Source organism: Haladaptatus sp. W1 (assembly GCF_001723155.1).
Classification (GTDB): domain Archaea; phylum Halobacteriota; class Halobacteria; order Halobacteriales; family Haladaptataceae; genus Haladaptatus; species Haladaptatus paucihalophilus.
In genome coordinates, this window is sequence record NZ_MEIH01000240.1 from 1 (window position 1) to 2,911 (window position 2,911).

At 63.7% G+C, this 2,911-nt stretch carries 4 protein-coding genes; 1 reads left to right on the forward strand and 3 read right to left on the reverse strand.

Annotated features, from left to right (window positions below):
* The 3 genes from BG842_RS10515 to BG842_RS10525 all read right to left on the reverse strand — a co-directional run.
* Positions 1-184 (reverse strand): hypothetical protein (locus BG842_RS10515; RefSeq protein ID WP_139136092.1); only part of this gene is annotated, 184 nt, incomplete at its 3' end.
* The gene (locus BG842_RS10520) at positions 181-1,206 is read right to left on the reverse strand and encodes a DUF58 domain-containing protein (RefSeq protein ID WP_069450690.1); all 1,026 of its coding nucleotides are present in this window, start codon (positions 1,204-1,206) and stop codon (positions 181-183) included. The genes BG842_RS10520 and BG842_RS10515, both read right to left, overlap by 4 nt.
* 1 nt (position 1,207) lies before the next feature.
* On the reverse strand, positions 1,208-2,206 hold the full coding sequence (locus tag BG842_RS10525) for a MoxR family ATPase (RefSeq protein WP_007979761.1): 999 nt from the start codon (positions 2,204-2,206) through the stop codon (positions 1,208-1,210).
* Positions 2,207-2,555: 349 nt separating this feature from the next.
* Between BG842_RS10525 and BG842_RS29775 the strand changes: the two genes are divergently transcribed.
* Positions 2,556-2,825: a hypothetical protein gene (locus BG842_RS29775; RefSeq protein ID WP_175424125.1), complete on the forward strand. Its 270-nt coding sequence runs from the start codon at positions 2,556-2,558 to the stop codon at positions 2,823-2,825.
* Positions 2,826-2,911: the final 86 nt, after the last annotated feature.

The following is a 2,911-nucleotide window of genomic DNA, read 5'->3' on the forward strand; positions in this document are numbered from 1 at the left end:
ACAGGGTCGCACCGACGAACGCACCCGCGACCAACAGGAGCAGGTTCCTCCTGTCGCCCGCGATGTTCGCGATATCGTAGAGGATGCTCAGGTACGACCCGATGAGCACCGCCGTCGAGACCATCGCCAGCCCTCGGTACGGGATCGTCACTCGGCCGAACTGGAACCCCCGCGCCGTGCTCATCGCGTCTCACCTCCGTCCGCGCGGGCCGTGTGTGGCGCGGTCGTCCGCGCGCCGCCCGACGCGAACTCGTCGAACGACATCGTGTCGCCGCCCCACTGAATTTCCGCGTGCTCCCGGTCGGTCGGTCCGCGAACGAGGACGTCCGCTCGAGCGCGCTCGCGTTCGTGAACCCGTCCGCTCTCCATGTGCGCGAGCAGGGTGAGAATCTTCGTCCGCTGTTCGGTCGCGCCGTCGGGCGCGACGCGGCCTTCGGGCGTCGTTACCCCGACCGCGACGCCGCCGTCGAGTAGGGCGGATGCGATACTGGCGGTCGCGTCAGCCACGGTATCGACGCGCCCCGCGTTCGCCTCGGCCACGATTTCTACCCGTTCGCTCTCCGCCTGCGCCTCGAACTGGCGGACGAGCATCTGGCCCACCGGTCGTTTCGCGCTCGATTTCCAGTGGACGTCACGGAGCGGGTCGCCGGTCTGATACTCCCGGAGCTGTTCGAACTCGCGCCGGGCCGCGTTCACGTGGGCGTCTTGGAGTGCGCGAACGGTGGCGTCTCCATCGACCGGTCGTATCCGCGGGAAGACGAGGATGGTCTCCCGGACCTGATGGGTGAACGTCCGCTTGAACAGTCCGAAGACGTCCTCCCCGACGATGCGAACCGGTCCGATTGACTGTTCGCCGCGCTTTGCGAGTCGAACGTCGAACTCGACGGTCGTCTCGCCGATGCTGCTCTTCACGGGGCCGCCGTCGTATTCGAGTCCGTCATCGAGTTCCAATTCGACCGTCCCGGCGAAGGGGTTGGGCGCGGAGAAATCGAGCGTTATCGTCACTTCGTCCTCCCGTGAGCCGACGCTCGGTACCGAGACGTCGAGTTGGGGGTGTGTCGTCCGTTTCAGTTGGATGTAGCCGACGAGTAGCGCCACCAAAATCGGTCCGACGACGGCGTTCAGCGACCGCGCGCCGAACGACCACGCCAACGCGAACCCGGCGATTCCGACCGCGACGAACGCACCGCCACGTCGCGTCAGCATCTCACTCCACCGGTACGTTGTCGAGGGCGTTCTGTACTATCTTCCGCCCTTCCTCGCCGCCCATGACGCCCGAGTTGCCCCGAACGCGATGGGCGAGAACGACCTCCGCCTCGACTTTCACGTCGTCGGGTATCACGTACTCGCGGCCGTCGAGGACCGCTCGGGCCTGTGCCGCGCGGAGCAGCGAAATCGACCCGCGCGGACTCACGCCGAGTTGACAGCGGTCCCGAGTGTAGTTCGCCAGTCGGGTGACGTACTCCCGAACCGGTTTCTTGACGCTCACGTTCGAGACGGTCGCTCTGGCTCGGCGGATGTCGCTGGCGCTCGCAACCGCGTCGAGTCGGCGAATCGGGTGCTCGCCGACGACGCGCCGGAGGACCTCGGATTCGTCCTCGGGGTTCGGATAGCCGAGCGAGAGTTTCTTCATGAACCGGTCGATTTCGGCGACCGGGAGTTCGTAGGTGCGGTCCTGCTCGATGGCGTTCTGCGTGGCGATGACCGTGAAGGGACGGGGAACATCGTGGGTCTTCCCGTCGATGGTCACCTGCTCTTCTTCCATCGATTCCAACAGCGCGGCCTGGGTTTTCGGCGGCGCGCGGTTGATTTCGTCGGCGAGGACGACGTTTCCGAAGATGGGACCGGGTTGGAACTCGAACTCGTTCGTCTTCTGGTTGTAGATGTTGACGCCGGTCACGTCCGACGGGAGGAGGTCGGGCGTGAACTGCACGCGCTTGAACGAACAGTCGATGGAGCGCGCCAGTGACCGTGCGAGCATCGTCTTCCCGACGCCGGGAACGTCTTCGAGGAGGAGATGACCGCGTGCGAGAATCGTCGTCAAAATGTGCTCCGCGACGTCGTGCTGACCGACGATGACGTGTTCGATGTTGTCGATGATGCGTCCTGTCAAATCCGCCGCGTCCTCGACCGAGAGGGGGTCCGCGAATTCGTCTGTGGGTCGCTCTACAGGGGTCGGCTCTGGATCTTTGTTAGCTTCCTTCATGCTATGAATGCGCGATTGAGTCGAAACGGGTCCTGATGGGCAATGGGGTACTGTGAACGGCGTCTCCCTCGTCACACGTACTATGGGAGCGGGCCTTTGTAACTTTTGTCGCTACTCAAAGAGGTGTTCCAGTTATCCTTGAATACTTTGTGGATTTGTCTGTCGATAAAAAAGACAACTTGTACGGGGTTTCGCGCCAAACATGATTTCGACGAGACACTCCCGGACGAAGAGATAGGTCGCCGTTCAACCGCCGACGTCAAGCGGTTTCATCGGTTAGTCGGCACGTTTCCGGATGACCTCCTAAGCGTGGTTTCATTCCCCATCCGCGTTTCCACCTCACCACTCCTTGCAGTCGGCACAGACCATTCCGCCGTCGTCCCGCCAGCGCTTCTCGACCGCCGCCCCACAGCGCGTACAAGCCCCGCCGTCGGGCGTCCAATCGTACGTCGCTCTGGCGGGTTCGACGGCGGCTTCGTCCGGATTCTCGGCGGATTCGTGGGCCGTCGCCGACCCGTCCGCATCGGTCGTTTCGGCCGTTTCGTCCGCATCGGTCGTTCCATCCGCTTCGTCCGTCTCGCCGTCTTCCCACGAATTCCGAGAGCGACGTATCCTCTGACACGTCCGCGCCTACGGAGCGCTCGGTCGTAAGCGTGACGGAGCATCCAAGTACCCCCGGTACGGAGTATCGGGCATGGCAGGAAT

Bases quoted from the DNA above. Each gene is read 5' to 3' on its own strand.
- BG842_RS10520 (WP_069450690.1), bottom strand. From the start codon at position 1,206: ATGCTGACGCGACGTGGCGGTGCGTTCGTCGCGGTCGGAATCGCCGGG.
- BG842_RS10525 (WP_007979761.1), bottom strand. From the start codon at position 2,206: ATGAAGGAAGCTAACAAAGATCCAGAGCCGACCCCTGTAGAGCGACCC.